This is a genomic window from Pseudidiomarina halophila, from assembly GCF_003987215.1.
In the GTDB taxonomy this organism is placed as follows: Bacteria; Pseudomonadota; Gammaproteobacteria; order Enterobacterales; family Alteromonadaceae; genus Pseudidiomarina; species Pseudidiomarina halophila.
Genome location: NZ_PIPW01000002.1, coordinates 526,765 through 553,396, shown reverse-complemented (window position 1 = coordinate 553,396; position 26,632 = coordinate 526,765). Strand labels below are relative to the sequence as shown.

The 26,632-nt window shown below is 51.3% G+C and carries 20 protein-coding genes; 8 read left to right on the top strand and 12 right to left on the bottom strand.

The window, feature by feature from the left end; all coding sequences use genetic code 11:
- Window positions 1-172 precede the first annotated feature (172 nt).
- Window positions 173-640: a transcriptional regulator ArgR gene (gene argR, locus CWI69_RS08595; protein WP_126763777.1), complete on the top strand. Its 468-nt coding sequence runs from the start codon at window positions 173-175 to the stop codon at window positions 638-640.
- Between the two features lie 123 nt (window positions 641-763).
- Here the strand turns inward: argR and CWI69_RS08590 are convergent, their stop codons facing one another.
- Window positions 764-1,678: a Dyp-type peroxidase gene (locus CWI69_RS08590; RefSeq protein WP_126763776.1), complete on the bottom strand. Its 915-nt coding sequence runs from the start codon at window positions 1,676-1,678 to the stop codon at window positions 764-766.
- Between the two features lie 160 nt (window positions 1,679-1,838).
- Between CWI69_RS08590 and CWI69_RS08585 the strand changes: the two genes are divergently transcribed.
- Complete coding sequence (locus tag CWI69_RS08585) at window positions 1,839-3,626, top strand: DUF885 domain-containing protein (RefSeq protein WP_241971071.1); 1,788 nt, start codon at window positions 1,839-1,841, stop codon at window positions 3,624-3,626.
- A gap of 97 nt (window positions 3,627-3,723) precedes the next feature.
- Here CWI69_RS08585 and CWI69_RS08580 read toward each other — a convergent pair whose 3' ends face one another.
- Window positions 3,724-4,104: a DUF4870 domain-containing protein gene (locus tag CWI69_RS08580; RefSeq protein WP_241971070.1), complete on the bottom strand. Its 381-nt coding sequence runs from the start codon at window positions 4,102-4,104 to the stop codon at window positions 3,724-3,726.
- A gap of 128 nt (window positions 4,105-4,232) precedes the next feature.
- On the opposite strand from CWI69_RS08580, the gene CWI69_RS08575 reads away from it, so the two are divergent.
- Window positions 4,233-5,147, top strand: coding sequence for a tubulin--tyrosine ligase family protein (locus CWI69_RS08575; protein ID WP_241971080.1), 915 nt, complete (start codon window positions 4,233-4,235; stop codon window positions 5,145-5,147).
- Between the two features lie 120 nt (window positions 5,148-5,267).
- Here CWI69_RS08575 and acnB read toward each other — a convergent pair whose 3' ends face one another.
- Window positions 5,268-7,856 carry a bifunctional aconitate hydratase 2/2-methylisocitrate dehydratase gene (gene acnB / locus CWI69_RS08570; protein WP_126763774.1) on the bottom strand — a complete coding sequence of 863 codons (2,589 nt, stop codon included), beginning with the start codon at window positions 7,854-7,856 and terminating at the stop codon, window positions 5,268-5,270.
- A 356-nt stretch (window positions 7,857-8,212) separates the two neighbouring features.
- Here acnB and CWI69_RS08565 point away from each other — a divergent pair, with 356 nt between their 5' ends.
- The gene (locus tag CWI69_RS08565; protein WP_126763773.1) at window positions 8,213-8,599 is read left to right on the top strand and encodes a hypothetical protein; all 387 of its coding nucleotides are present in this window, start codon (window positions 8,213-8,215) and stop codon (window positions 8,597-8,599) included.
- On the opposite strand, the gene CWI69_RS08560 is transcribed toward CWI69_RS08565, so the two are convergent.
- A complete protein-coding gene (locus CWI69_RS08560; protein ID WP_126763771.1) occupies window positions 8,513-9,400 on the bottom strand; it encodes a LysR family transcriptional regulator in 888 nt (295 codons plus the stop codon). The genes CWI69_RS08565 and CWI69_RS08560 overlap by 87 nt on opposite strands.
- A gap of 195 nt (window positions 9,401-9,595) precedes the next feature.
- On the opposite strand from CWI69_RS08560, the gene CWI69_RS08555 reads away from it, so the two are divergent.
- Both CWI69_RS08555 and CWI69_RS08550 read left to right on the top strand, forming a co-directional pair.
- Window positions 9,596-10,696, top strand: coding sequence for an efflux RND transporter periplasmic adaptor subunit (locus tag CWI69_RS08555; protein ID WP_126763769.1), 1,101 nt, complete (start codon window positions 9,596-9,598; stop codon window positions 10,694-10,696).
- Window positions 10,696-13,773 (top strand): efflux RND transporter permease subunit, encoded by a 3,078-nt coding sequence (locus CWI69_RS08550; RefSeq protein ID WP_126763767.1) that lies wholly within the window; start codon window positions 10,696-10,698, stop codon window positions 13,771-13,773. Before CWI69_RS08555 ends, CWI69_RS08550 begins: the two co-directional genes overlap by 1 nt.
- Here the strand turns inward: CWI69_RS08550 and CWI69_RS08545 are convergent.
- The 5 genes from CWI69_RS08545 to CWI69_RS08525 form a co-directional block, all read right to left on the bottom strand.
- On the bottom strand, window positions 13,770-16,886 hold the full coding sequence (locus CWI69_RS08545) for an efflux RND transporter permease subunit (RefSeq protein WP_126763765.1): 3,117 nt from the start codon (window positions 16,884-16,886) through the stop codon (window positions 13,770-13,772). The genes CWI69_RS08550 and CWI69_RS08545 overlap by 4 nt on opposite strands.
- On the bottom strand, window positions 16,876-18,144 hold the full coding sequence (locus tag CWI69_RS08540; RefSeq protein ID WP_126763763.1) for an efflux RND transporter periplasmic adaptor subunit: 1,269 nt from the start codon (window positions 18,142-18,144) through the stop codon (window positions 16,876-16,878). Before CWI69_RS08540 ends, CWI69_RS08545 begins: the two co-directional genes overlap by 11 nt.
- Before the next feature lie 36 nt (window positions 18,145-18,180).
- Window positions 18,181-18,555 (bottom strand): hypothetical protein, encoded by a 375-nt coding sequence (locus CWI69_RS08535; protein ID WP_126763762.1) that lies wholly within the window; start codon window positions 18,553-18,555, stop codon window positions 18,181-18,183.
- 21 nt (window positions 18,556-18,576) lie between these two features.
- A complete protein-coding gene (locus CWI69_RS08530; RefSeq protein WP_126763760.1) occupies window positions 18,577-20,655 on the bottom strand; it encodes a M13 family metallopeptidase in 2,079 nt (692 codons plus the stop codon).
- 116 nt (window positions 20,656-20,771) lie between these two features.
- Window positions 20,772-21,056, bottom strand: coding sequence for an encapsulin-associated ferritin-like protein (locus CWI69_RS08525; protein WP_126763758.1), 285 nt, complete (start codon window positions 21,054-21,056; stop codon window positions 20,772-20,774).
- A 199-nt stretch (window positions 21,057-21,255) separates the two neighbouring features.
- Between CWI69_RS08525 and CWI69_RS08520 the strand changes: the two genes are divergently transcribed.
- A complete protein-coding gene (locus CWI69_RS08520; RefSeq protein WP_126763756.1) occupies window positions 21,256-21,453 on the top strand; it encodes a type II toxin-antitoxin system HicA family toxin in 198 nt (65 codons plus the stop codon).
- An 11-nt stretch (window positions 21,454-21,464) separates the two neighbouring features.
- Entirely contained in the window at window positions 21,465-21,902 is a 438-nt protein-coding gene (locus CWI69_RS08515; RefSeq protein WP_126763754.1) for a type II toxin-antitoxin system HicB family antitoxin, read from the top strand.
- 70 nt (window positions 21,903-21,972) lie between these two features.
- Here the strand turns inward: CWI69_RS08515 and CWI69_RS08510 are convergent, their stop codons facing one another.
- From CWI69_RS08510 to aceF, 3 genes are all read right to left on the bottom strand, one after another.
- Complete coding sequence (locus CWI69_RS08510; protein ID WP_126763752.1) at window positions 21,973-23,121, bottom strand: hypothetical protein; 1,149 nt, start codon at window positions 23,119-23,121, stop codon at window positions 21,973-21,975.
- A 170-nt stretch (window positions 23,122-23,291) separates the two neighbouring features.
- Window positions 23,292-24,719: a dihydrolipoyl dehydrogenase gene (gene lpdA, locus CWI69_RS08505; protein ID WP_126763750.1), complete on the bottom strand. Its 1,428-nt coding sequence runs from the start codon at window positions 24,717-24,719 to the stop codon at window positions 23,292-23,294.
- A gap of 89 nt (window positions 24,720-24,808) precedes the next feature.
- Window positions 24,809-26,626 (bottom strand): dihydrolipoyllysine-residue acetyltransferase, encoded by a 1,818-nt coding sequence (aceF, locus tag CWI69_RS08500; protein ID WP_126763749.1) that lies wholly within the window; start codon window positions 26,624-26,626, stop codon window positions 24,809-24,811.
- Window positions 26,627-26,632 lie beyond the last annotated feature (6 nt).

Sequence of the window (26,632 nt, the reverse complement as noted above, 5' to 3'; positions counted from 1 at the left end):
CCAGTTGTTAGGGAAATTTTTGGTGCCAAAAGACTACTGCAAAACTGCCCAAATTACAACCGAGACCGCTCTGGCTAGGCGTTTTACGGCTTTTGCGATAGACTGACCTTTCAACGGGTTGGCTTGCGCTTGCCTGGCTTACCGGAATGAACTTAAGAGGTCACTTCGCACCATGACTCAAGCGAAATCAGAATTGATGATCGATGTTTTTAAAGGGCTGCTAAAAGAAGAACGTTATGGCTCGCAAAGTGAAATCGTTGATGCCATGAAGGAACGTGGTTTCGATAACATCAGTCAATCGAAAGTCTCACGTTTACTTAGTAAGTATGGCGCTGTGCGCACCCGTAACGCGCGCCAGGAAATGGTTTACTGTTTGCCTGCGGAGCTTGGTATTCCTTCGACCCGCGCACCGCTATCGCAGTTAGTTCTGGATATTCAGCATAACGACGTGATGGTCATCATTCGCACTTCTCCGGGTGCTGCACAGCTGATTGCGCGCTTGCTTGATTCGGTCGGAAAAAAGGAAGGCGTGCTCGGCACTATTGCCGGCGACGACACCATTTTTATTGCACCGGTAAAAGTTTCAGATATCGACTTCACCCTGCAAAAAGTCACCGAACTCTTTGAAAATGTGGTGTAGGTGTAGGTGTAGGTGTAGCCCGTAGTTCTACTACGGGTGAAACTATAAAAATGAGCAGTGTCTACCGGTCACGGCATAACAATGGATGGTGCCGGCAGGTTTTACCCGTAGTAGAACTACGGGCTACTGTGTCAGGAAATCGACGGAGGGGGCAAAAAAAGCCGCATTACTAACCGCTTCTGTGTAATCCAGCAAAGGGTCGTAATCGCCATTTTCATCGGCAATGTAGCGTTGTTTCAGCCATTGCAGCACGTCCCGTGAATGCCCCGAAAAATACATTGCCAGCAAGCCCTGCTCGCGCATATCTCCCCATGGCATGTTCTGTCGCAACATGCTCAGCGGCTGCTCTTGTTCATTCTGAAGTTTGGCTTTTTGGGTGTGAGACACCATCTGTAGCACCGCTTCACTGATGCGCTCGCCGGTCAGCTTCTTACGACCGATAACGAATTCCTGCATTTCTTGCGTCAATTGTTCCCAGCGCCGCAGGTCGTGACGAAACTTTTGCACATACAAATAACTGCCGCCAGCGAATACCGGATCATCATCGGCATGAATCAGCGCGAGTTGGCGTCGGCGGATGCCGCGCGGATTTTCCGGCGCATCGATGAAGCCGGTCAGATCGCGGCCGTCCATAAATCTGAAGGTGGGCAATTGTTCGGTGAGTTCCACGTCATGCCCCAGCCACTCGAGTAACGCCCGCGCGCTGTGATAATTTACATCGAAACGATCTGAGCGCACCGTGAGCAACAGATCAACCGGCTCGCGCGGAGCCTGACGATCACCATCACGCAGGTCAGGGAAGTTACCCAGCTGAGAAGGTCGCTGCTGCGGGTAAAGAATGTCCCAATAATCGCTGCCGATGGCAACGTAACCACTGAGTAAAGCTTCGGAAAAACGTTCATCGAGCTCATTGAGCAACGCTGGAATTTGGGCTAACTTACGTCGCACACTCTCAACATCATCGGTCATTACGTTCAATGATAGTGTTAAGCCATGCAAATTTGGCTCTGCAAAGATGCCTTTTTGCGCTTGTGCCATGCCTACCCTCACCGGTTTGTAATCGTTATTTTTATCGGTACTTGCTCGAAAAACCATGCAGCTTGGTCGCAACCAACTTGCGCTGCTTACCAACTGGCATACAATGCTTGTCAGTTTAGCAAAGATTATCTAAAAAAATGAGAATTTAAGCGGAGTTATTATGGGACTACCACAGCGATTTACAACTACTTTGATGGCCGCCTCGTTGGCCATGCTTTTAGGCGGCTGCGCTACAACTTCAGGTGCCGATGCGTCAGCTGCTGCGGCAGAAACCAGCACCGTCGCAAGTGAAGATCAGCGTTTTACCGCAATGGCCGAACGTATCTGGGAGGGGATGCAAAATCCTGTGGGCAGTGAAAACCTTGACGCCGCGCTACCCAGCATGACTCCCGAAGCCGTTGCCGCCCGCGCTGAACAGCAGCGGGCATGGCTCAATGAGCTGCAAAGCATCGATACAGACGCACTGTCGCGTCAAGCCTATATTAACTGGCGCATGCTGACCTATCGCTTGCAAAATGAAGTTGATGCCTACGACTACAAAGAGCACTACATGCCGCTAAATGCCGAAGGCGGATTCCACAGCTCATTGTCGTTTATGGTGCGCAATACGGCCTTGCGCAGCTATGAAGATTATCAGAATTATGTCGCTAAGCTGGCGACGATCCCACGTTATATGGACGAGCAAACCGCCTGGCTCGAACGCGCTCTGGACGAAGGTTACACTCAACCACGCGCGGCCATGATGGGATTTGAAGACAGTATTGCTGCATTTATTGTGCAAGACCCTATTCAAAGCGTTTTCTTTGAACCGCTATTGCAGCAACCAGCATTTATCGATGATGAGCAATGGGCGTCACTGCAGGCTGAAGCAGCGCAGGTTATTGACGATGAGGTGATACCGGCTTATCAAAGCTACTTCGATTTTATGGTGATGGACTACTTACCCAACTGTCGCGAGACCGTGGGCGCAAGTGCGCTACCCAATGGTGATGCGTATTACCAGAACAGAATCGAACACTTTACCACTCTGTCGATGACCCCCGCCGAAATTCACGAGATAGGGCTGGCCGAAGTTGCACGTATCCGCAATGAAATGGCGGTGGTGATTGAGCAATCAGGCTCCGACGGCAGCTTTGACGAGTTTGTCGAGTTCCTGCGTACGGATCCGCGTTTCTACCCTTCGTCTGCCGAGGAGTTGCTGAAAGAAGCATCGTACATCGCTAAACGTATGGATGGTGAGCTGCCGAAGTTCTTTAAACATCTGCCACGGCAACCTTACGGTATAGCACCGGTGCCGGCTGAGATTGCACCGAAGTACACCACTGGCCGCTACGCCGGGACGTCGCGTGATGACCGCGCCAGCTTCTACTGGGTGAATACCTACGCGCTTGACCGCCGGCCCTTGTACCAACTCGAAGCTTTGACCTTACACGAAGCGGTGCCGGGCCATCACTTGCAAGGCGCCCTGGCCCGTGAAATGGAAGATGTACCCAGTTACCGTCAGCGTACCTACATTTCTGCTTTCGGTGAAGGCTGGGGTCTGTATTCTGAGTGGCTGGGTCTGGAAGCTGGGTTTTATCAGGACCCCTACAGCAATTTTGGCCGTTTAAGCTACGAAATGTGGCGCGCCGCGCGTCTGGTCGTTGACACGGGTATGCACTCAATGGGCTGGAGCCGCGCCAGGGCTATGGAGTTCATGGCTGCGAATACCGCGCTGAGCTTGCATAACGTGCGCACCGAGATCGACCGTTACATCACCTGGCCAGGTCAGGCGCTCTCCTACAAACTCGGAGAAATCTTGATTCGCTCATTGCGCGCCGAAGCTGAAGCTGCCTTAGGTGGAAAATTCGACATTCGCGAGTTCCACTACCAAGTTCTGAAAAACGGCAGCATACCGCTCGACGTACTCGAGCAGGAAATCCGCACCTGGATCGACTCACAAGTTTAGAAGGGGCAGCCCTTACATTGTAAAGACTGTTTTCAAAGGAGGGGCTGCCCCTCCTTTTTTTATGCCTGCAAATAAAGGGGGCTGCCCCTTCTTAGCATCAGACTTTGAAGAACTTAATGGTCAATGGATAATTTCGGACGATACCATCATTGGCTCGAATCGCGCCTACAATGGCAAAGATAATGTGGCAAATAGCCAGCGCAATCAGTAAGAAAATGCCGATAACGACAAAGCTTAATATCACACCTATCACACCCCAGATAAGAGCAGAAAGGATCCAGTTAAAAACCACTTTCCCATGCGCGTCGATATAGGGGTTCGTATCTTTTTTCATTAACCACATCACTAACGGCACAAGTAGTCCAGCAAATGGAATCAGGTAGCCAGTAAACTGCGAGAGATGTAGTAACATCGCATAAGTACGGTCTTCCTGGCTTGGCCCGGTAATTACGGTTGTTTCTTGCACAGGTTCCATCATTAATTTCCTTTTTATTCGGGTTATGTTTGCTTTAGACTTACGGGATACCCACAAATTGTCAACATCAAGCGTAAGACAATATCTATTGTTATGCTAGTATCTTGCTGTTTTCCCATGAGATTCGATTGATGCACGTAAGCCCGGAAATTATAACCAACCGCGCCAGCAGTAACATACAAGCTGCTTTTAAACAGGTTAGCGGGAAACTGCTACCCTATCGCCACTTGCGACCGTTCAGCTATTGGGATAACTATTACGGCGTAAATCCACAGATTACTTCAGAGCACTTTCAGCTGCTTGATTACAAGACAATTCAACGCTTTGAGAACAAAGGATATATCGCCAAGCGGGTTGACGAGCTTGGTATCACGGATGTTTTTCCGCGAAGTTATTTTTCGGTTGCTGATGCATTAGCCAGTCGCACCAAAGCTGATGCTATTTGGTTCGTCAAACCAACCCATATGACTGGCGGTCGGGGGATTACCTGTCATACGAACGAGTCACTGAAAAGTCTGGAGCTGCCGAAGTTTCATTTCATTCAAGAGCAAGTCGATGAAATAGAACTGTACGAGGGCCGTAAGTATACCGCTCGCGCTTATGTCTTCATTCACGACAAAAAGCTATATGTTTTCGATGATGGTTTCGTCATGATCCACGGCACGCCCTATAACGACAAAAGCATAGATTTCGCAACACAGGTCGACCACCGTGGCTATCACCAACCGGATAGCCCTATTAAGATGAAGCGCATCACCGAACTGCCCGATGCCGATAAAAAGCTATCTAGTATTCAGCAACAACTACGTAAGTTAAAACCCGTACTTGATGAAATGATTGCCATGAGCTCACCCATTCACTATGGCCTGCTGGGGATAGATCTGCTATTCAAAAGAATGAACAGTGCATTCTTTATTGAGTTAAATTCGAAGTCTAACTTCGTTCATACTGAACTCATTAATAACTCACTAAATACTCCATTCTTTACTTCAATATTGACTTCACTTTACACGCACGAAAAAGACTCACGATTGACTCAGATTTAACTCATTTATTCGTAAAAAAATAAGAGGGGCTGCCCCTGCTGGAATGGCAGGCACAAAAAAGGAGGGGCAGCCCCTCCTTTTAAAACCATCTTTACATTGTAAGGGCTGCCCCTTCTGGGGTTAGGCGACTTTGATGGTGGGGATGATGTTGGCTTTGGCGGCTTTTTCGGCGGCGCGGAAAGCGTCCATCTGGTCGAAGTTGAGATACTTGTAGACTTCACCGGCCATCGAGTTGATGTCCGACGCGTACTCCAGGTACTCAGCTGGCGTTGGCAATTTACCTAAAATTGCACCCACTGCTGCAAGTTCAGCAGAGGTCAGGTAAACATTGGCGCCATCACCCAAGCGGTTCGGGAAGTTACGCGTTGAAGTCGACAACACGGTCGCGCCCGGCTCTACCCGTGCCTGGTTACCCATACACAGTGAACAGCCTGGCATTTCGGTGCGAACACCGTTATTGGCGTAGATGTTGTAGTAGCCTTCTTCGCGCAGCTGCGCTTCGTCCATTTTGGTCGGCGGCGCAATCCACAGACGCGTGTTCAGCTCCGCAGTATTTTTCTCCAGCAACTTACCTGCTGCACGGAAGTGACCGATGTTGGTCATGCACGAACCGATAAACACTTCGTCGACTTTATCGCCAGCAACTTCGCTCAAGAACTTGGCATCGTCTGGATCGTTCGGACAACAAACGATCGGCTCACGAATCTCAGCCAGATCAATTTCAATCACTTCAGCGTATTCTGCATCAGCATCAGCACGCATCAGCGACGGGTTCGCCAGCCAATCTTCCATCTTCTGCGCACGACGCTCAAGGGTACGCACATCGCCGTAACCTTCGTTGATCATCCAACGCAACATGGTGATGTTAGAACGCAGGTATTCCGCCACTGATTCTTCTGACAAATTGATGGTACAACCCGCAGCAGAACGCTCAGCAGATGCATCAGACAGCTCAAAGGCTTGCTCGACGGTTAAATGGTCAAGACCTTCGATTTCCAGAATACGACCAGAGAAGGCGTTTTTCTTACCGCGTTTCTCAACCGTCAGCAGGCCTTCTTTAATGGCGAACGCCGGAATCGCGTGAACCAGGTCGCGCAACGTAATACCTGGTTGCATCTCACCTTTGAAACGTACCAGCACTGACTCAGGCATATCCAACGGCATAACACCGGTTGCCGCCGCGAAAGCGACCAACCCTGAACCGGCAGGGAATGAGATACCCAACGGGAAACGCGTGTGCGAATCGCCGCCGGTACCCACTGTGTCTGGCAACAACATGCGGTTCAGCCAGCTGTGGATGATACCGTCACCTGGGCGCAGTGACACACCGCCACGGTTCATGATGAAGTCTGGCAGAGTGTGTTGTGTGTCAATATCAACAGGCTTAGGATACGCAGCGGTATGACAGAATGACTGCATAGTTAAATCAGCAGTGAAGCCCAGACACGCCAGATCTTTCAGCTCATCACGGGTCATAGGACCGGTAGTGTCCTGAGAGCCTACGGTGGTCATTTTCGGTTCGCAATAGGTGCCTGGACGTACGCCGTCCATACCACAGGCTTTACCCACCATTTTTTGCGCTAAGGTATAGCCTTTACCAGTGTCTGTCGGCTGCTCCGGCTTCAGGAATAACTCTGAACGGCCCAGGCCTAATGATTCGCGGGCTTTTTCAGTCAGACCACGACCGATGATCAGGTTGATCCGGCCACCAGCACGCACTTCGTCAAGAATGACGCGTGAAGCGTAATCGTACTCAGCAATGACATCGCCCGCTTCGTTTTCAATTTTGCCGGCATAAGGATAAATGGTGATCACATCACCCATATCCATTTTTTCAACGTCAGCTTCAAACACCAACGCACCCGCGTCTTTCATCGTGTTGAAGAAGATCGGTGCAACTTTGCCACCAATACAGATACCGCCAGCACGCTTGTTAGGCGTCCCAGGCATGTCTTCACCAATGAACCACAGCACCGAGTTGGTCGCTGACTTACGTGAAGAGCCGGTACCGACCACGTCGCCAACGAAGGCAACCGGATGACCTTTGGCTTTCAGTTCTTCAATCTGTTTCGCCGCGTCAGTAACACCTTCACGTGGCATTTTGTACATGGCTTTAGCGTGCAAAGGAATGTCCGGACGTGACCACGCATCAGGTGCCGGTGACAAATCATCGGTATTGGTTTCGCCAGTCACTTTAAATACAGTGGCTTTGATTTGCTCAGGCATTTCATTGCGGCTGGTGAACCATTCAGCGTTGGCCCAGGATTCAACCACTTCTTTTGCCAGCGCGTTGCCCGCGTTCATTTTCTCTTCAACGTCATGGAAGGCATCGAACATCAACAAAGTATGTTTCAGCTCGTAAGCCGCAAGTTCGCCCAGCTCAGCATCATCTAACAAATCGACCAGCGTCACGATGTTGTAACCGCCATGCATATTGCCCAGCAATTTTACTGCGTCCTGCTTGCTGATAACCGGGCTGGATACTTCACCCTTAACCAAGGCAGATAAGAAGCCAGCTTTAACATAGGCTGCTTCATCAACGCCCGGAGGCACACGCTCAGACAGCAGCTCAACTAAGAACTCTTCTTCGCCAGCCGGTGGGTTTTTCAATAATTCGACCAAATCAGCGACTTGTTCTGCCGTTAACGGCTTAGGTGGGATGCCTTCAGCAGCGCGCTCTTCAACATGCTTACGATAGTCTTGCAGCACAGATTACCTCTACTTTGCTATGCGGGTGGAAAAAGTGGCGCAATTATAGGGGGTTTGCGGCCCAATTAAAATTCATCCGACCGCATAAAAGGTAATCTTTGGCATAAATGTGGTGAATACAAACCCGTTACTCGTTATTCGTACGTTCGGCTACGCCTCACTGCTCGTACGCTTCGCTTTTCGCAAAATCAACGAACAGCGAACGAAGTGAGCGCACGAACAGCGTAGCGTACGAATAACGAACAACGTTCTTGTTACTTCCGGTTACACTTGGTTGCTAAAAAATGTGTTGCTGACATAAACCTTTCACATTCCCGATCTATCTTAATAGGTAGGTCAACTGGAGGGGGCCTATTATGAAAACTGCAACCATCAAAACTGTAAAAACATTATATGCGGTTGTTGTCTTTACCGCGTTAAGCGCGCCAGCAATTGCGCAAGTAGACACTGGGCAAAGTGAAAAAGTACAGCCGCAGCAGATCTACCGTTACACCTACGCACCGGCGAATTTTACCGGCAGCATTGCGCACGACCTGCAACTGACGCAACAGTCGATATTGGCTGATGTGCGCGAACAGAACAGACTCAGCGCACATGCTGCGCTAGAGGCAAGTGCCAGCGAGCTCAGTGGCTACACACAAGTTGCTCAAGTGGCATTAGACGCTGGCAGCGAAGGAGCGCCAGATAAGCTCTTCCGCCGGACCGGCTATACGCTCGGCCGATCGTACCAAATGTACCTCTAGATTCACGTTATTAATGAAGCCGGGGATGTCTATGCGCTGCAACGCTTTACGCTGCAGCGCATCCCCGACTAGATCGCCGGGAATAATGCCCCAGCCCATACCTGCCAGTAACAGCTCGCGCTGGGTAATCGAATCATTGACCCGAATACGCTGCTTACTCGGCATACGGATGATGCTGTCGAGATCTATCCCGACGTCCTGATTCTGTGGGATCAGCATGGGTAATTCCAGCAAGTCGTGCCGCTGCAGTTGATGACGATCAAGCCCCGCTAACAATTCCGGCGCACACACCACTAATAACTCGAACGGCCGCACCCGAATAGTTTCAAAGTCACCGTGTTGCCGAAATATGGGTAACCAGGGTGACAGCGCCAGTTCAGCTTCACCGTTCGAAATTTTCCGTAATACGCGTAGCTGCGAGTCACCACTTAGCAGTAACTCAGTCGCCGGATACTGGGTTTGCACCTCACGCATCGCCGGAAACAATGCCGATGGTGCACAGGTGTAGTCATAAGCAATGCGTAGTTGCGGTTCGGCACCCGTTTGCAGTTGTTGCGCTAAGGACTGCAGCCGTTGTTGTTGCCGAATGACTTCCCGCGCCTGGCGCAAAAACTGACGCCCCCGCGCGGTAAGCGTTAAGCGATAGCCACTGCGATCGAACAATTCAAACCCAGCGTCCTCCTCGAGATGCTTTAGCCCCATGCTCACCGCCGCCTGAGTCCGGTGCATTCGCTCCGCAACACCTTGCACGGACCCGGTGTCGGCAAGGTGCAAAAGCATTTCCAACTGGTTTAGTTTCATCGAACCCCTTGAACCCGTTATTGGCTATCAGATACCAGTTATTAGCCAAACACCAAACCAATAACCAATATCTAATAACTAGTAACGCTTTAGTTTTTCTTATGGTGTTTTTAATTTTTATTCAGTATTACTTTATATATTTTAAGTCTACACTTTATGCAAGTCGAATGAATCCGTATTAGGAACAAGGTAACCATGTACAACTGGCAAAGTTTGGTGCTCGCACTATCCCTGAGTATACTCGCGGGTTGCGAGCCTACGCCCGCACAACAGCAAGCTGACGCCGTCGTGCAGCCGGTGAAACTGCACGAAGTCGGTAGCCTGACCGAACAGCGTTTTCGCGAATTTCCGGCGGTGATTGAAGCGGCGCAGGTGGCACAGCTGGCATTTCGGGTTGGCGGTGAAATCAGCGCATTCCCGATTAAGCCCGGCACTGCCGTCGAACAAGGTGAGCTGATCGCCAAGTTGGATCCCACCGACTATCAACTGGTGCTGGATCAAGCCCAGGCGCGCTACGAACTTGCCCAGGCGCAATTCCAGCGCACGGAGAGTTTAGTTGAACAGGGCGTGATATCCCGTCAGCAGTTTGATGAAACCAAAGCCAATCTTGAGGTTACCCGGGCAAACCTGGAAACCGCGAAAGCTAATCTGCGCTACACCGAATTACGTGCTCCCTTTGCCGGTACCATTGCTCATGTTTTTGTTGAAGCCTTCGAAACCGTGCAACCACAGCGCCCCATCGCCACGTTACAAATGGCCGACGCCATCGACGTGAGTATTCGCGTGCCGGAGCAGCTGTTTGCCCGGGTGCAGCGCCAGCTCGACTACCAGCCGGAAGTTATCTTCGCCTCAGCTCCTGAACAGAGCTTCCGCGCCAAATTAAAAGAATGGGATACCACCGCTGATCCAGCGACCAACACCTACGAAGTCGTATTCACTATGCCGACGCCCGCGCAGTTCAACATCCTGCCAGGCATGTCCGCAACAGTAAGGGTCGATTCTTATGCGGTTGCGACTCAGCCAACCCAGGGCGTGTTGATACCGACGTCGGCGGTATTCTCCGACACCACCACACCGGTAAATTCCAGCCAGCGCGTTTGGGTGTATACGCCCTCAGATGAAAGCAGCAGCCAAGGCACCGTCAGCCAACGCGAAGTTGAAGTTGGCCGCGTGACGGATGCCAGTATCGAAATCACCGCAGGGCTCGAGAAGGGTGAACAAATTGTCGTTGCTGGTGTGCATGCACTTAAACAAGACCAACAGGTGCGCCCATGGATTAAGGAGCGCGGTCTGTAATGGATATCGCCCGTTATAGTATTCGTCGTAGCACCACCAGCTGGTTACTCCTTATTCTACTGTTTGTTGGCGGTGTGTTAGCGCTTACCAACATAGGTCGGCTTGAGGATCCCGAGTTCACCTTAAAACGGGCGATGGTGATTACCGCCTACCCCGGTGCTTCGGCGCAACAGGTCGAAGAGGAAGTCACTTATCGGCTGGAAAATGCCATTCAGGAACTCGGCAATATCGATCACATCAGCTCGATTTCCCAGCCCGGTCTCAGCCAAATCACCATCGATATGAAGACCACCTTACGTGCCGATGACATGCCCCAGATCTGGGACGAATTAAGACGCAAGGTAAATGATGTGACCCGGCGTTTACCGCCCGGCGCTCAGCAACCCATGGTGCGTGATGACTTTGCCGACGTCTACGGCATTATGCTCGCTGTTACCGGCAGCGGTTACAGCTATGAAGACATCAAAGATTACACCGACTTTCTGCGCCGCGAACTGGTTCTGGTTGAAGGCGTTGGCAAAGTATTGGTCGATGGTGAGCAGCAGGAACAGGTATTTGTCGAGATTTCCCGCAGCAAGCTCGCTAACGTCAATATTCCACCGCAGCAGGTAGTGAACTTACTGCAAACACAAAATGTAGTCTCTGATGCGGGACGCGTGTTAAGTGGCGATGAACGCATTCGTTTGCACACCACCGGTGAGTTCGACAAGGTTGAGGACCTGGCTAACCTGATGATCAGTAACCCGGGAGCTGATGAGCGCATATTGCTGCGCGACGTCGCTACCGTAACGCGTGACTACCGCGAGGTTCCGGAACATCTCGTACGCTACAACGGCGAGCCCTCTCTCTGGTTGGGCGTGTCATTTGGCCCTGACGTGAATGTGGTGGAGGTTGGTCAACGCGTTGAACAACGTCTGGCCGAGCTGAAGTACGCACAGCCCGTCGGTATCGACGTGCATTACATTTACAACCAGCCTGCTGAAGTTGATGAGTCAGTACAAAGCTTTTTGCTTAATCTTGCCGAAGCCGTAGCCATTGTTGTCATCGCCCTGCTCCTCACTATGGGTCTGCGCAGCGGTGTGCTCATCGGCAGCGTGTTACTGATCACCGTGTTGGGTAGCTTTATCTTTATGTACCTGTTGGACATTCAGTTGCAGCGGGTATCCCTCGGCGCGCTGATCATCGCGCTGGGTATGCTGGTCGACAACGCCATAGTTATTGCCGAAGGCATGCTCGTTGGGGTGCGGCGCGGATTGTCGCGGCTGCAGGCGGCAAGTGTCATCGTCCAGCAAAACATCTGGCCATTACTTGGTGCCACGGCTGTCGCTGTCATTGCCTTTGCCCCCATCGGCTTGTCAAAAGATGCCAGTGGTGAATACGCCAATTCGCTGTTCTGGGTGCTGTTTATTTCGCTGTTCCTGAGTTGGTTTACTGCCATCACATTGACGCCCTTTCTGGGGAATATGCTGTACCGCCGCGACGCACGGGCAAAAAGCGCGAAAGAACAGCCAGAAGATGATGACCATGTGTATCAGCACTGGTTTTTCCAGGGGTATCGCCGACTTCTGCAAAGGTTCCTGAAATGGCGCAAGGCGACCATGCTGGGCATGTTGGTGCTGCTGATTGTGGCCATAGGTGGCTTTACCACCATCAAACAGTCGTTCTTCCCGCCTTCGACCACACCAATGCTGTTTGTCGATGTCTGGTATCCGCAGGGCACCGATATCCGGGCCACTGCCCGCCAGGTCGCCGAGCTTGAAAGCTACCTGCAGGATAATTACCCACAGCTGGATTATGTGGCGAGTACCATTGGCCGCGGTGCGCCGCGTTTTACCCTGACTTACATGGTCGAGAAGTCCTACGAAAGCTACGGGCAAATCATTTTACGCGCGGCGTCGAACGAAGAATTAGCGCCGGTGCATGACGGCTTGGCGGAGTACCTGCGCCAGCATCAGCCCGATGTGCAATTCAAAATGAAGCCGATAGAAATGGGACCGTCGCAGACCGCTAAAATTGAAGCGCGCTTCAGCGGCTCTGATCCGCTGGTGCTGCATCGACTGGCCGCGCAGGCGGAAGCTATCATGGCCAAAGACCCCGGCATTCGCAATTTACGCAACGACTGGCGCCAGCGCACTAAAGTATTGCAGCCGGTGTTCAATGAGCCCGCCGCACGTCGGCTTGGAGTCACTAAAGCTGACGTCAATGACGTACTCAAGCGCAATTTCAGCGGTCAGACCGTGGGCTTATTTCGTGACGGCACTGAGCTAATGCCTATCGTTGTACGGGCACCCCTTGCCGAGCGTCGGGAAATTTCTGACTGGCATGAATTGCAGATTTACTCGCAGGCATTGCAACAGCATGTCCCACTGGCTCAGGTGGTCAGTGACATGCGTCTGATTGCCGAAGATAACCTGATTCTGCGCCGCGATCGCAAACGCACCCTAACCGTAATGGCTGATCATGACATTTTTGGTGAGGAAACTGCGGCAATGGTGCTGGAACGCATCCGTCCTGCGGTTGAAGCCATCGAGCTGCCCGTAGGCTATCAGCTGCAATGGGGTGGTGAACATGAAGCTTCGCAAAAAGCTACGGGGGCAGTTTTTCAGGCCCTGCCGTTAGCCTTTGTGGTGATGTTTATTATCACCGTGCTGTTGTTTAGCTCTATCCGTCAGGCCGGGGTATTGTGGACCACGGTGCCGCTTAGCGTTATCGGCGTAACCCTGGGTCTGGCGCTATCAGGACAGCCCTTTGGCTTTATGGCCTTGCTCGGTTTCTTAAGTTTGTCAGGCATGCTGATTAAAAACGGTGTGGTGCTGCTTGAACAAATCCGGGTTGAGCTGGCGTCAGGCAAAGCAGCGTTAAAAGCTCTGGAAGATGCTGCGGTCAGCCGCGTACGGCCGGTAATGATGGCAGCGGTCACCACGATTTTGGGCATGGTGCCGCTGTTATTTGATGCTTTCTTTGTCAGCATGGCAGTGGTCATCATGTTCGGCCTGGGCTTCGCCACCCTGCTCACGCTAATCGTCGTGCCGGTGATGTACGCGCTGGTGATGCGCGTACCTCAGAGCGGCGACTAACTCAAATGCCGGCGGTGCCACAACAGGTACACCGCTGGCAGTACCAGTAACGACAGTAACGGTGCCAATATCATGCCGCCAATCATCGGCGCTGCGATACGTTGCATGACCTCGCTACCCGTACCCTGAGTAAGCATGATCGGCAACAAGCCGGCAATGATAGTGATCACTGTCATCGCCTTCGGCCGCACTCGCAGCACCGCGCCCTCTTCTATCGCGTCGTAAAGTGTCGCACGGGTGTGTTGTTGGCGGTCCTTCCAGGCATTGTTGAGGTAGAGCAACATCACCACCCCAAACTCTGCCGCGACCCCAGCCAGCGCAATCATACCCACCATGACCGCTATCGACAGGTTATAGTCGAGCCACCAGATGAACCACAGACTACCGGTCAATGCTAATGGCAGTGTGGCCATGATCAGTGCCGCTTGTTTAAACGAGCGGAAGGTGAAATACAGCAAGATCAGGATAACCGCCAGAGTGACCGGCACCACTTCTTTTAACTTCGCCTCGACCCGTTGCATCGATTCGTATTGCCCTGACCACGACAAGGAATAGCGCGGTGGTAGCTCATAATCAGCAAGTAACGGCTCAGCTGCGGCGATGACGTCACCGACGGCGACATCCGCATCAACATCAATAAACACCCAGCCCGTCGGCCGCGCATTTTCACTGCGGATCATTGCCGGACCAACGGTAACCTCGACGTCGGCAACCTGTTCCAGAGTCACCCAAGTACCGCTGGCACTGGCAATAGGTAGTTGTTTAATTTGCTCGACGTGGTCACGCAGCTCGCGCGGGTAGCGCAAGGTGATCGGATAACGTTCGGTCCCTTCAACGGTCTCCGTAATCTCAGCGCCGCCAATGGCGAACTTAATTGCCCGTTGAATGACGGCCTGACTGATACCATAGCGTGCTGCTTCATCCAGACGCGGTCGGATCTCCAGGTAACGCCCTGAAGCTGGTCGTTCAGCAAACACCGAAGCCACCCCGGGAACGTTGTTTAAACGCTCTTCGAGATCACCGCCGATTTCTTGAATAGCCGCCAGTTCCGGACCCGCAATTTTCAGACCCAACGGTGTTTTGAGACCCGTTGAGAGCATATCAATACGGGTTTTTATCGGTTGCACCCAGGCATTGGTGATGCCCGGTACCCGCACCGTAGCATCCAGCTGCTCAATGATTTTATTCAGCGTCATGCCCTCGCGCCACTCGCTTTCAGGTTTTAGCTGAATGGTGGTTTCGAGCATCGTCAGTGGTGCCGGATCCGTTGCCGTATCAGCGCGTCCGGTTTTACCAAATACGCTCTCGACTTCGGGAACCTGCTTGATCAAGCGGTCAGTGCGTTGCAATAACTCGCCCACTGCACCCGGACTGATACCCGGCAGTGTGGTTGGCATATAGAGCAAATCACCTTCCTGCATGGTCGGCATAAACTCGCTACCCATTTTCGTTAACGGGTAGTAACCGCTTGCCGCGACCACCACGGCGATGACCACTGTCAATTTCGGCCACGCCAATACCCAATGCAACACCGGCCGGTAAATCCATATCAAGGCACGGGTTAATGGGTTACGTTGCTCGCTAATGATTTTGCCACGCACGAAATAGCCCATCAGCACTGGCACCAGCGTAATGGCAAGTAATGCCGCCGCTGCCATAGCGAAGGTCTTGGTGTACGCCAACGGCGCGAACAAGCGTCCTTCCTGGGCTTCCAGCGAGAACACCGGTACGAAACTTAAGGTGATGATCAGCAAGGACAGGAACAGCGCGGGTCCCACTTCGACGGTAGCGTTGCGGATCAACTGCCAATGTGTGGCGCCCTTAGGTTCCTCACCATGTTTATTACGGTAATTTTCCAGGTGTTTATGGGCGTTCTCCACCATAACAATAGCAGCGTCCACCAAAGCACCAATCGCAATCGCAATACCGCCCAGGCTCATGATATTGGCATTAATACCCAGCGCACGCATGACGATAAAGCTCATGAGTACCGCCAATGGCAGGGTAATAATTGCCACCATTGCAGAGCGAATATGCAGCAGAAATAAAATCGTGATCAGCGCCACAAAGCCCATTTCTTCAATCAGCTTGGTGGTCAGATTATCTACTGCCCGATTAATCAGGTCAGAACGGTCGTACGTCGGTACGATTTCGACCCCAGGGGGCAGCCCCTGCTGCAGGCTCTTTAATTTGTCGCGCACGCGTTCGATGGTGGCAAGGGCATTTTCGCCGTGCCGCATCACCACGATGCCGCCGACCACTTCGCCTTCACCGTTCAGTTCAGCAATACCGCGGCGACTTTCCGGTCCACGGCGTACCGTCGCCACGTCAGCCAACGTGATATTGGTGCCGGCTGCGCTTTGCACTGGCAACGGTAAGCTGCGTAAATCTTCCAGCGACTGAATATAACCCGTGCCGCGCACCATGTACTCAGCTTCGGCCATTTCCACAATGCCACCACCGACTTCCTGGTTGGCAGCGACAATGGTGTCCTGCACCTGTTCTAAAGTCAGGCCATAGGTCTGCAAACGACGCGGTTCAACCACGACCTGGTAGGCTTGCACCATACCGCCGACGGTCGCAACCTCAGACACACCAGCAACACTTTGCAGCTCTTGCTTTAGAAACCAGTCCTGCAAACTGGTGAGTTCACCAAGATGATGTTCTCCGGTGCGATCCACCAACGCGTACTGGAACACCCAGCCAACCCCACTGGCATCAGGGCCAAGTCGGGGCGTCACGCCTTCAGGTAGGCGCTCACTGGCTTGATTCAGATACTCAAGCACACGGCTGCGGGCCCAGTAAATATCGGTACCTTCCTCGAACAGTATGTACAGATAAGAATCGCCAAAGAACGAGTAACCACGAACCTGGGTCGAACCGGGCACGGCCAACATCAGATTAGCCAACGGCCAGGTCACCTGCTCTTCTACCAACTGCGGAGCTTGTCCCGGGTAAGGTGTTTTGACGATAACCTGTACGTCGGACAGATCCGGTATCGCGTCTAAGGGCGTACTGGTCATCGCGCGCCAGCCGAACCAGGCGGCGAGCAGTGCAGCAATAAGTACGAGAATGCGATTGCGCAAACTCCAGTCAATAACACTAGTGAGCATGACCGCCTCCAGCGCTGCCTTTCAGGCGACTGCCTTTAAGACTTGCCTCGGAATCGAGCAGGAACTGGCCTGAGGTGACCACGCGCTCACCGGCGCTTAAACCATGCATAATTTCTGCTTCATCATCAACAATCAAGCCGACATGAACATCACGCTGCTCAAAGGTCTGATCATCGGTTTGCACAATCACGCGGTTGTTGGTGCCCGTCATGATCAATGAACTCACCGGAACGGCCAGTACGTCACGCTTAGGTCCACCGTACAGCTCAACCTGGGCCTGCATGCCGACATGCAGACTGCCAGCATCGATATCCTGTGGCAGCTTGATGCGCACCCGCTGAGTTCTGGCAACCGGATCCAGCTCCGGGTAGATGTAATCGATTTCAGTTTCGTAGGCATTGAGTCCTGCCGCCGGCAAGGTCACATCAACCGGCGCCTCTGGACGCATCCAGTCAGCATAACGCTCAGGTACATCGGCAATCAGCCAGACACTGTCAGCACCGGTGATTGTCATCACCTCAACGCCCGGCTCGACGTACATGCCTTCAGCGACGTTCAATGCTGTTACAACGCCGGCATGCTTGGCATACACCGGTACGCGGTAAAGAATTTCACCACTTTGTTCGATGTCTTTCACTTGTTCGGCAGATAATCCGAGCAATTCCAGCCGTAAGCGTCCGTCGCGGATCAGCCGCTGTTTTTGCTGTGCGGATAAGCCGTTAATGGTGTCCAGCGTTTGCAGGAAGTCTTGTTGCGCGACCACCAGCTCTTTGCTGTAAATGCTGTAAAGCGGATCGCCGACTTGCACCTGCGCGCCCTCGCTGCGCACAAACAACTCTTCCAGCCAGCCCGAGGCTCGCGGATGCACGTGCCATCGCGCATTATCGTTCCATTGCACGGTGGCAAGCGTCGGCAGATAGCGCCATAGGGTTGTTTCTGCAACAGTCGCGGTGGTGATGCCTAAGTTTTGCTGCATTTGTCCACTGACCTGCACCACAATCTCATCGACCTGAACCTGCGGCTCAAGATCCATACCGCAAATCGGGCAGGTACCCGGCTCATCACGCACAATGTGACTGTGCATCGGACACACGTACTCGATAGCATCAGCATCGTTTAGCTGTTGCTCAGCGGGGGTTGGTGCGGTTAAATCCTGCTGTTGTTGATGCTCAGAATGATCACTATGGTCTTGTGCCGCAACGGCAGAAACCATAAGAGTCATGGCAATGACAGCCACTAGAAAACGTTGTAAAAACATAACTTACTCCTGCAATAAAAACTGAAAAAGGTTTAATCAGCTGTTTGCAGGCATAGGGGGACGATCGTGACGATCCTGACGGGTTAATAAATGACGTGAAGGGAGTAGCCATTGCCCCTGCTCACTGACAGGTGCGGCTGAACTAAAGCTTGGCAACAACGCTAGCGCGCTGGCACCACAATGGTGTTGGCAATCGCCACAACTACCATCGCAATCCATTTGACTGGCAAAAGACGCTGCTTGCGCCTTTACCGATTCATCACAGCAGGCGTGATCCGCCGCCATGTTGGCATGGTGGCTGACTGCCGTCTCACTCGCTGGCTCTACGTATGACGCAGACGCAGCAGCAACTGGCGCCGCAAGCGGCACCAGAAGTAATGAGACGATAATCAACCAAAGAAATGCTTTCATGGCGACAGTCTAACCTATTTCCTACCAGATAGTCACGCGCTCTTCTGGCGGCAAGTACAGGTCATCTCCTGGCTTGACGTCAAAGGCTTCGTAAAACGCAGGTACATTGACAACAGTACCGTTGACCCGGTAGTAAGCTGGCGAGTGCGGATCGCTCAGCACCTGGTTACGGGTGTATTCGTCGCGTTGCTTGGTTTGCCAGACTTGCGCCCAACCCAGGAATACGCGTTGCTCACCGGTGAAACCATCAAGTACCGGCGACGGCTCGCCATTCAGTGAATCGACATAAGCACGGTAACCGATGGTCAGGCCGGCCAAATCACCGATGTTCTCACCCAGGGTTAATTTACCGTTGACGAATACACCTTCGAGCGGCTCATAGGTACCGTATTGCGCAGCTAATTGTGCGCCGCGCTCATCAAAGGCTGCGCGATCAGCATCGGTCCACCAGCTTTTCAGGTTTCCGTCGCCATCGTATTTTGAACCCTGGTCGTCAAAGCCGTGACCGATTTCGTGACCGATAACCGCACCAATACCACCATAGTTCACTGCATCTTCAGCATTCATATCAAAGAATGGCGGCTGCAGAATACCCGCAGGGAATACGATCTCATTACGCACTGGGCTGTAATAAGCGTTTACCGTCTGCGGTGTCATGCCCCAGTCTTCAGCTTTCACTGGCTCGCCGATTTTGCTGATGTTTTCCTGATAGTCAAATTCCGCTGAGCGCTTGTAGTTGCCCACCAGATCATCTTCCGCTACAACTAATGCGGAATAATCGCGCCACTCGCTCGGGTAACCGATATAAGGGGTGAACTTGCTGAGTTTTTCCAACGCTTTCTGCTTGGTTTCTTCGCTCATCCACTCGAGTTCTTTAATCGACTCACCATAAGCTTTGATCAGGTTGTCGACCAGGGTTTCCATCCGATCTTTCGCTTCTGGTGGGAAGTATTCGGCTACGTAAAGCTGACCAAGAACTTCACCTAAGGCGCTGTCAGCTGCATCAACGCCTCGCTTCCAACGCGGTTCCTGCTCTGGTGTACCACGCAAAACTTTACCGTAGAAAGCGAACTGACGGTCGTTAATTTCTTCACTTAATGCATTGGAGAAATTGCTAACCAGACGCAGGCTCATGTAATCCTGCCAGGTGTCCAGCGGTACATTCTCAAACATGCCACCGAACTCTTCGAAGTATGAAGGTTGACGAACAACAGCTTCCTGCACGGTTGCGATACCTGCAGCCTCTGTGTACGCGCCTAAATTAAACTCGCCCAGCAACTCCTGCACTTCATCCATGGTCTTTTTGTTGTAGGTGTTGTCAGCGTTACGGCTCTCGACCCGGCTCCATTGTACTTCAGCCAGTTTGGTCTCAAGCTCAAGCACTTTCTCAGCAGCAGTTGCTGCCGCTTCTGCTTCGTAGCCCACTAAGGTCAACATATCGGCGATGTACGACTGGTAGGCATCGCGAATTTCGACAAATTTTTCTTCGTCTTTCAGGTAGTAATCACGGTCGGGTAAGCCCAGGCCTGATTGCGACATGTACATGGTGTTCACATCAGGGTTTTTCGCATCAGCGTAGACGTAAAAACCAAAGGGTGAACTGACCCCTAAACGTGAAAGTTGTGCAAAGTGAGCCGCCACCTGATCGTGGTTCTGTAATTTATTAATGGCTTCCAGATCGCCCGCAATTGGCTGATAACCAAGCTCATTCAGGCGCTCAACGTCCATAAAGCTATTGAAAAAATCACCGATTTTGTCAGCGTTAGAGCCTGGCTCTGGTGAGCTCGCAGCAGCTGTTTCAATAATTTTGCGCAGGCGTTCCTGGTTTTCATCACGGAGCTCATTAAATGAGCCAACCCGTGAACGGTCCGCAGGAATTTCAGTCTTCTCAACCCAACCGCCATTCACATAGGTGAAGAGGTCGTCTTGTGGACGGACTTCAGTGTTGAAGTCGCTCATGTCCAGGCCTGAAGACAACTGTTTTTGTGCCTGCTCAGCAGATTGTTCGCTGGCAGTTTCGGTTTGGTTTTGTTGCGGTGAACATGCTGCAACGCCAAGGGCCAGGGCCACGCTTAGGGCCAAAGTACTCACTTTACGCATAACTTCCTCATTAAATTCAAGAGCGTTATTGGCTATTCGCTATTAGTTATTGGTTTAAAAGCGTTTCGCTCTATCTAATAACCAACATCAAATAGCCAATAACGGTTTTGTTGTTATTAATGTCCTATCACGTCGTCGGTGAATAGGTAGTCTTTCAATTGTTCATCAAACTTCTTGTCGCGGCGACGAATCCATTCCAGCGTCATGGCCGCATGTTCTTTCTCTTCATCACGGTTGTGGATCAGAATTTTCTTGAGCTCATCATCTTTGCAGACATCAATGCGTTGGTTGTACCAATCGACAGCTTCCAGCTCCTCCATGAGGGAAATCAGCGCACGATGCATGTCACGGGTTTCGTCCGACAAAAGTTCATAGGGTTCATGATAACCTTCATTCGCCATAACTCGCTCCTTTCTTTTGTTAAAAAGTCTTTCTGTGAAGCACCTCTTTACCTTACGGGATGCGCCGCAGCTATACAACTGGAATGCTATGCTCGATGTCGCAGATAAATGTCTTTTTGACTTAGGTTACAAGACGCTTAACTCGATATTGACATATTACACATGCGTGTGTATAAACAATTAAATCTAAGGGAATAGTATGCAGTCACGCGAGCTTATTCGACTTTTAAAAAGTCATCGATGCACGTTTGTCAGACAAGGTAAGGGAGACCATCAGGTTTGGTATTCACCAAGCACAGGACTTAAGTTCACCGTACCTCATCCGAAGAAAAATCTGCCCATCGGCACTTTGAAGGCCATTTTGCGAGCCGCAGGCATTGATGTTAATCCTCATTAGGAGTGAGCGATATGTTATTTTTAGTTGGGATTGAAGCGCCAAAGAATGAAAACGAAGCCTGGGGTATTGTCGTGCCAGTTTTTGAAAAGTTGGGCATGGTATGTGCTTCTGCCGCTAATAAGCGCGATGACATCATTTTTAGAGCCAAAGAAGCTATTTTAACGATGGTCGAAGAAGCGTTGCGCGATGGACATTTGCTGAGTGCTTTAGAGATTGATTTAGCGAATTACCGCGAGGACAACCCGGAGCGTCTGGAGTGGCTGGCGTTAGAGGTGCCCGTTGACTCTTTGCGCGTAAGGCAAAAGCGCATCAACATTACGCTTCCTGAAACACTTTTGACACGGGTCGATTCATTCGTACAGGTCCATTCTGAGTACAAAGATCGATCCGATTTTTTAGCACAAGCGGCGGATGAGCTGATGACCAACAAAAAACAACGCGGTGCGTGAGGTTTGGTCGCAATGTTGAGGAAGCTGCGACCTAGAGGTAATCCGGCCGCAGCGCGTCAGTTAAATCAAATTAAAATGCTTCACACACAAATTGTTCTTCAACGAGTGACTCTTGTGAGAGCAATACAAAATTAACCCGGGTGGGTTTGCCTTCACTATCGACAGCAAGGATCTCGACACGAAACCTTTGAAATACGCCCGCGTTTAGCAATTGATGTCGACAATCAAAGGTTCCAAATAGACCAAATGCCTCACCAGACGACAGGTTAAGTTGTGAACCACTACCTAGGTCTGCCAACCGTGCGGAAAAGTTCTCAAAAGATTCGCCGGTACTCGTTCGCGACTTCGTTTTGTTAACCGCAATTGCAGGGCTCCCTTCATCACTGGGCTCAATTTCAATGACAAGTAGTGAGCCATCTGCAAACTGAAATCGTTGAACCAAATGGTCAGCTTGCGGCACACTTATGGAAATAAATAATGGATTTACTGCCATTTGCCAATCTCTGACAACCTCAACCAGATGATCAAGCCAATTGCGACTTGCTCGCGCTTCAGCAAACATACGATCGAGTTGTCGAGTCACAAACGCACTGCAAAATGGTAGCGTTTCATCGGCCAGGCGCTGATCGTACCAGGAATAAGCTGTCTGACAATTTCCTAATCTGTTAAGAACAGCGTCACTGACCGTTCCATAGGACATTCCAAGTTCCGAGGGCATTTCCCCCCAACTATTCTTAAATTCTGATGAGCTTGTGTCCTGAACAAAGGATAGCTTCATCGATAAAACATCGAATGCCTCCACTGCATCAACGGTTTTTGTAAGCAGTGCTAAGTCGGAATCTAAGACAGGTTTATCCCAAACAGAATAAGTGCTTTGACCCGAAATTTCGACGCGAATAACCTCCTTTCGATAGGCTTGTTCATTATCTATATCAAGAATCAATATCGGCACCCGCAACGATGGTATCGCGGGGGAAGGTTCTGAGCAGTTCAAACTACAACTCCCCAGTTCGGCATCGCCATACCTGACGCGCACACTTTCAACCAGTTGCTGATCGGTAAAACTTTGGCAACGGGTAGCATCAATACCTGAATCACAGACAATTAAATGATCAGACGAGGGCTGTACGGCGTCCACCTGTAGCGCAAACGATGGGAAGGTAATCAAACTAAGTAGCAAACATCCTGTGTTAAATAACTGACTCCTTGAATAGTTCACCTTCAAACTCCTTGTATTTTTTATGTTGGATTTAGATTGTATATTTTTTTACTCTGGCGTACAAGTGAGGGTTGGAATACATACAAAAAAACACCGCGGCGGCTGAGCCATCGCGGTGTTTGTTTAATCATCGTGGTGTACGAGGATTGGACCCGTAATAGAATTACGGGCTACTTTTTCTTGGCTTTTTTGTTTGGCAGGTCAGTGATTGAGCCTTCAAACACTTCAGCTGCCAGGCCTACAGATTCGTGCAGGGTTGGGTGAGCATGGATGGTGAGTGCGATGTCTTCTGCGTCACAACCCATTTCGATAGCGAGACAGATTTCGCCCATCAGTTCACCACCGTTAGAACCGACCACAGCGCCACCGATGATGCGGTTGTTCTTATCGAACAACAACTTGGTCATGCCGTCCGTTGCGCCTTGTGCGATGGCACGGCCAGAAGCTGACCACGGGAATACCGCTGTATCGTACTCAATACCTTGCTCTTTGGCTTCTTTCTCGGTGAGACCGGCCCACGCGACTTCTGGATCCGTGTAAGCAATCGATGGAATCACTTTCGGATCGAAGTAGTGTTTCTTGCCAGAAATAACTTCCGCGGCAACGTGACCTTCGTGCACAGCTTTGTGCGCCAGCATCGGTTGGCCTACCAAATCGCCAATCGCGAAAATATTCTTCACGTTGGTACGCATTTGCTTGTCAACTTCGATGAAACCGCGGTCTGTTACTTTCACGCCAGCTTTATCAGCAGCAATCTTCTTACCATTTGGCGCGCGGCCAACAGCGACCAGAACTGCGTCATATTTAACCGGCTTGTCAGGTGCGTTATCACCTTCAAAGGTAACGTGGATGCCGTCTTTTTTGGCTTCGACCTTCGCTGCTTTGGTGTTCAGCATGACGTTGTCGAACTTGTTCTTCATTGACTTAGTGAAAGGCTTAATGATGTCTTTATCTGCTGGCGGAATCAGCTGATCGGTCATTTCGACTACGTCAATTTTCGAACCTAGTGCGCTGTAAACACAGCCCATTTCCAGGCCTATAATACCGCCACCAAGTACCAGCATACGATCTGGGATGAAGCGCAGCTCAAGTGCCGCTGTCGAATCCCAGATACGCTCGTCGTCATGAGGTACGAAAGGTAGCTTGATCGATTGTGAGCCGGTGGCAATAATGGCATGCTCAAAATTAACCACGGTTTCATTGCCGTCGTCATCTTTTACACTCAGCTGCTTGTCGCTGGCGAACTCGCCCTTACCAGTAACGACTTTCACTTTACGCATTTTCGACATCTGGCCAAGACCGCCGGTCAACTGACCCACGACTTTTTCTTTGTGCTTACGGATTTTGTCGAGGTCGATTTTTGGCTCACCAAATTCAACGCCTTCGGCATCCATGTGCTTGGCATCTTCAATGTGCTTAGCAAGGTGCAATAAGGCTTTTGATGGGATACAACCGACGTTCAGACAGACGCCACCAAGAGTGCTGTAACGCTCAACAAGTACTGTTTCCAAACCTAAATCGGCAGCGCGGAAGGCTGCTGAGTAACCACCAGGGCCCGCACCGAGTACGACCACTTGGGCATTAATTTCTTTGCTCATGACGACCTCTTACTTTCGTAGAATTTCGTTGAATTCGGTTAATTATCGCGCGGGGCGCATTATAGCAGCCCCGCCGGCATTTGTTTAATTTATAGAATCATCTTACGGATATCTGACAACACGTTGCACAGATACACACTAAAGCGCGCCGCAACCGCACCGTCAATGACACGATGGTCGTAAGACAGGCTGGTTGGCAACATTAAGCGCGGCTCAAATTCATTGCCGTTCCATTTAGGTTTCATTTCACTTTTCGAAACCCCGAGGATAGCGACATCCGGTGCATTAACGATTGGCGTAAATGCCGTACCGCCAATGCCGCCCAGGCTGGAAATTGAGAAACAACCGCCCTGCATGTCCTGCGCTTTCAGCTTGCCGTCACGGGCCCGCGTACTGACATCAATGAGTTCTTCAGAAAGCTCGTAAATGCCTTTCTTGTCGACGTCGCGAATAACCGGTACCACCAGGCCTCCAGGGGTATCCACCGCAATCCCGATATTGATGTATTTTTTCATGATCAGGTGCTCGCCATCTTCATGCAGCGACGAGTTAAATTGCGGATACTCCTGCAGCGCTTTGGCCACTGCTTTCATGATGAACACCAATGGGGTGATCTTCACGCCGTCTTTCTTCTTCTCCTGCAGTTTGTTTTCCTGCTTACGGAAGTTTTCCAGCTCGGTGATATCCGCTTCATCAAATTGCGTAACGTGCGGGATGGTCACCCAGTTGCGATGCAGATTCGGACCGGAAATTTTCTGAATCCGAGACATCGGTACTTTTTCTACTTCACCAAACTTACTGAAGTCGACTTTCGGCGGCGCAATAACCTGCAAACCACCAGCGCCTTGGGAGGTGCTGCCAGAGGAGGTCGCTTTCGGACGTGACAGTTCATACTTCACGTACTCTTGCACGTCCTCTTTGAGGATGCGGTCTTTGCGGCCAGAACCATTTACCTGGTTCAGATCGACACCGAACTCGCGGGCCAGACGACGCACTGCCGGTGAAGCATAGGCTAAGCCTTCAGCTTTACCTTTTTTGTCCAACGGGTGATCAGGTACTGGCGGCGCTTTGCGCTCACCACTTGCCGTTATCCGGCCGCTTGGGTCCGACCCGGAGCGGTCTGACCCTTCTGCATCTTCGTCAGAAGATGCATCGGCGTCAGCCGACGAAGATTTCGAATCTTTGGACGATGATTTCGAATCTTTGGACGATGATTTTTCGTCGCCTGAAGCATCCCCCGCAGTAGAACTGCGGGCTACTTCTAGGGTGATTACCAGCGAGCCTTCTTTCACTTTGTCGCCGGTGCTGACTTCAACGGATTTCACTGTACCTGCTTCCGGGCTGGGTACATCCATTGTTGCTTTGTCGGTTTCGAGGGTGATTAAGCCGTCTTCTTTTTCGATGGTATCGCCAACGCTGACCAATACTTCAATGACGTCGACTTCGCCGTCATCGCCGATGTCGGGGACTTTGACGTCGATGACTTCGGTGTCGCCGTCCGGGTCAGACCCTTTAGGGGCTGACCCTTCTTTATCGTCGTCATCGTCGTCGGACTCGTCATCGTCGGAATCGCCATTGGTGTCGTCGGAGGATTTCCCCGCAGTAGAACTGCGGGCTACATCATCGTCGGAATCACCGTTGGTGTCGTCGGAATCGTCATCGGAGTCACCCGCAGCTTCGATCATCGCGATCAAGTCGCCTTCGCTGATCTTATCGCCGACGCTGACTTTGATTTCGCTCACCGTACCAGCGAAAGGCGCAGGAATGTCCATTGATGCCTTGTCGCTTTCAACGGTGATCAAGCCATCTTCAGCGTCAACGCTGTCGCCTTTACTGACGATAATTTCAATTACTTCGACTTCTTCGCCGCCCACATCGGGGACGAGCACTTCTTTTGAATCTGCCATGTTTGT

Excerpts from the sequence above, each read along its gene's own strand:
- argR (WP_126763777.1), top strand. The coding sequence starts at position 173 with ATGACTCAAGCGAAATCAGAATTGATGATCGATGTTTTTAAAGGGCTG.
- CWI69_RS08590 (WP_126763776.1), bottom strand. The coding sequence starts at position 1,678 with ATGGCACAAGCGCAAAAAGGCATCTTTGCAGAGCCAAATTTGCATGGC.
- CWI69_RS08585 (WP_241971071.1), top strand. The coding sequence starts at position 1,839 with ATGGGACTACCACAGCGATTTACAACTACTTTGATGGCCGCCTCGTTG.
- CWI69_RS08580 (WP_241971070.1), bottom strand. The coding sequence starts at position 4,104 with ATGATGGAACCTGTGCAAGAAACAACCGTAATTACCGGGCCAAGCCAG.
- CWI69_RS08575 (WP_241971080.1), top strand. The coding sequence starts at position 4,233 with ATGCACGTAAGCCCGGAAATTATAACCAACCGCGCCAGCAGTAACATA.
- CWI69_RS08565 (WP_126763773.1), top strand. The coding sequence starts at position 8,213 with ATGAAAACTGCAACCATCAAAACTGTAAAAACATTATATGCGGTTGTT.
- CWI69_RS08560 (WP_126763771.1), bottom strand. The coding sequence starts at position 9,400 with ATGAAACTAAACCAGTTGGAAATGCTTTTGCACCTTGCCGACACCGGG.
- CWI69_RS08555 (WP_126763769.1), top strand. The coding sequence starts at position 9,596 with ATGTACAACTGGCAAAGTTTGGTGCTCGCACTATCCCTGAGTATACTC.
- CWI69_RS08550 (WP_126763767.1), top strand. The coding sequence starts at position 10,696 with ATGGATATCGCCCGTTATAGTATTCGTCGTAGCACCACCAGCTGGTTA.
- CWI69_RS08545 (WP_126763765.1), bottom strand. The coding sequence starts at position 16,886 with ATGCTCACTAGTGTTATTGACTGGAGTTTGCGCAATCGCATTCTCGTA.
- CWI69_RS08540 (WP_126763763.1), bottom strand. The coding sequence starts at position 18,144 with ATGTTTTTACAACGTTTTCTAGTGGCTGTCATTGCCATGACTCTTATG.
- CWI69_RS08535 (WP_126763762.1), bottom strand. The coding sequence starts at position 18,555 with ATGAAAGCATTTCTTTGGTTGATTATCGTCTCATTACTTCTGGTGCCG.
- CWI69_RS08530 (WP_126763760.1), bottom strand. The coding sequence starts at position 20,655 with ATGCGTAAAGTGAGTACTTTGGCCCTAAGCGTGGCCCTGGCCCTTGGC.
- CWI69_RS08525 (WP_126763758.1), bottom strand. The coding sequence starts at position 21,056 with ATGGCGAATGAAGGTTATCATGAACCCTATGAACTTTTGTCGGACGAA.
- CWI69_RS08520 (WP_126763756.1), top strand. The coding sequence starts at position 21,256 with ATGCAGTCACGCGAGCTTATTCGACTTTTAAAAAGTCATCGATGCACG.
- CWI69_RS08515 (WP_126763754.1), top strand. The coding sequence starts at position 21,465 with ATGTTATTTTTAGTTGGGATTGAAGCGCCAAAGAATGAAAACGAAGCC.
- lpdA (WP_126763750.1), bottom strand. The coding sequence starts at position 24,719 with ATGAGCAAAGAAATTAATGCCCAAGTGGTCGTACTCGGTGCGGGCCCT.
- aceF (WP_126763749.1), bottom strand. The coding sequence starts at position 26,626 with ATGGCAGATTCAAAAGAAGTGCTCGTCCCCGATGTGGGCGGCGAAGAA.